Source organism: uncultured Fretibacterium sp. (assembly GCF_938040765.1).
Classification (GTDB): domain Bacteria; phylum Synergistota; class Synergistia; order Synergistales; family Aminobacteriaceae; genus CAJPSE01.
Genome location: NZ_CALIAA010000165.1, coordinates 1 through 2009, shown reverse-complemented (window position 1 = coordinate 2009; position 2009 = coordinate 1). Strand labels below are relative to the sequence as shown.

Here is a 2009-nt window from a genome sequence, read left to right as displayed (position 1 = left end):
GACCTCTACCTTGCCCTCAGCCGCCTGCACGGCCACACCGAACTGCTGCCCGCGCACATCGCCGCCGACCGCACCATCGCCGCCGAGCTGGAAGAAATGCACCGCGAAGCATTCGCCGCCGACCTCGCCGACCTCGCCGCCAGTAGTACCCAAGCCCCGCCGCACATCCGCCCGTTGGGCTGGCTGCTGCTCGCTGCGGCTATCCCCGTTGTGCTGCGGCGGAGGGGATGACCCCTCCGGCCCTACGGGCCCACCTGATGAAGAAACCAGCCGACCTGCACAGCTCACTGCGTTCGCTGGCAGTCTGCTTATGCAAGGGGGACTGCCCCACAGGGGCTTTTGAATCCAACGGGGCCCTTGACGGGTCACTTAAAGCTCTGCGTCCCCATAAAAAGGATCGCTCCCGTCGCGTCGTCCAGGATGAAGAACAGGAAGGGCCGGTCGGCGTGGAACTCCGCGCGCGGCGGTTCCTGCGGGGGCAGGGCCGTGGCATAAACCATCGTCACGCCCGTGGCCGCTGCGGCCTCGGCCCCCTCCTCGTCCACCTCCAGGAACGTCTTGTGCACGACGCTGCCGATGCAGATCGGCTCTTTGTCCTCCGTCATGGCGGAGAAGTCCGCGGCATCCGAGAAGGCCTGCCCCATCCCTAACGCCGTCAGGAGCTCCTTCAGCTCGTATCGTTCCTCCATCTTGAATTTGGGCAGCCACACGTCCACCTGGTGCTTGGTCATGGAAGCCTGCCAGCGGCGGATGAGGTCAAGCCCGTCGCGATGGGCGAGGTCCTTCAACAACTCGTCCATGGCACCCTGCTGCGGCATGGCCAGCAGCATACTGGCGGACCCGCCGTAGGACAGTTTCAGGAGCTTCACCCCCTCCGCCTCCGCGTAGAGGTACTCCTCGTCCGCCTTCATCATGGGGATATCCTTCGACTCCGTTTCCGAGACATGGAATGGCTCCGGAACCGTGAGCTCCGGACTGAAGGGGCGAAGCCACCGTCCCTTGAAGTACACGGCGTTCGTCAGGATCATGCGAGTGTCCTTCGGTACGTCGAGGATCAGGTCCTTGATGCGGCCCTTCGTCCTGTCGGACACCCAGCCGTTGATCCTTTGTTTGGCCTCCTCCGGCGCATCCTTAAAGTCCAGCTCCTCCGCCGCTCCGCCGTAGTCCCGGCTCAGCACGTCGCTGAACCCGCTTCGGGGCGTCAGCCCCTTCATCAGCCACACGCGGTTGGCGTCGTTCAGGACCGGCTGCCCCTCCTGTCCGTCCATCCGCTCCCGCAGCCCGGCGGACAGGGCCCCAAGGGACGCATGAAAGCCGTCGTCCAAGGAGAGCGCCTTCGCCATCGCCTCGCGGGTTACGCCTGCGGAGCCCTCGTAGGCCATGCCCAGCACGGACAGGATGCTGTAGGGGGAGAAGAAGAAGTCCCCGTTTGACTTCCGAAACTCCGCCGCCGCGCGGAGGGCAAACCCGTCAATGGCACGGGCGGCCGAGAGAGTGGGGGGCGTTTTTTCGGCCTCGCCGGGCCCCGCCGCGGCCGCGTTCTCCGCCGCCGTCAGGCACGCCAGGGAGAACAGGCAGAACGCAGCGACCTTCGCCGCCCCCAAAAAGTACCTCGTAAACTGCAGCATACGCAAGCGCCTCCATTCATCATTTGCCAGTGTTTATGCCGAACTCGCCGCCTGCCTGCATGGCTCCTTCCCAGTCATTCTCAGGCAGGGCAGGCAAAAACGACGGCACGGCAAGGGGAAGTGAAAAAGGGACCGCAACGCCTCGATCGATGATGAGGCCATTGTAGTCCCATGGGGCCGATCCTTCATGGAGTTTTCTACGGACGGAGCCCTCCGAAAAAGGGCTTCTCGCTTTTTAAGTGGGTAGGCCTATCTGTAGTTTTCCTGCGATGAGGTAAATCATCGAAATGAGGTTCTCATTGCACCTGTAGCCTCCGGCCCTTGCCTTACAGGCCTGGATCGAGCCGTCGATCCCCTCAAGAATGCCGTTGTCGATGGGAC

3 protein-coding genes are annotated in these 2009 nt (G+C 63.6%); 1 reads left to right on the top strand and 2 read right to left on the bottom strand.

What is annotated here, in order from left to right:
- A partial coding sequence (locus Q0176_RS05895) for a hypothetical protein (RefSeq protein ID WP_299300194.1) occupies positions 1-231 on the top strand: 231 nt, incomplete at its 5' end.
- A 134-nt stretch (positions 232-365) separates the two neighbouring features.
- Here Q0176_RS05895 and Q0176_RS05890 read toward each other — a convergent pair.
- Positions 366-1628, bottom strand: a complete 1263-nt coding sequence (locus Q0176_RS05890; protein WP_299300192.1) for a serpin family protein — start codon at positions 1626-1628, stop codon at positions 366-368.
- A gap of 235 nt (positions 1629-1863) precedes the next feature.
- Entirely contained in the window at positions 1864-1992 is a 129-nt protein-coding gene (locus Q0176_RS11235) for a hypothetical protein (RefSeq protein WP_366797245.1), read from the bottom strand.
- Between the last annotated feature and the right edge of the window lie 17 nt (positions 1993-2009).

Coding starts and splice junctions, on each gene's coding strand:
- Q0176_RS05890 (WP_299300192.1), bottom strand. CDS start 1,628: ATGCTGCAGTTTACGAGGTACTTTTTGGGGGCGGCGAAGGTCGCTGCG.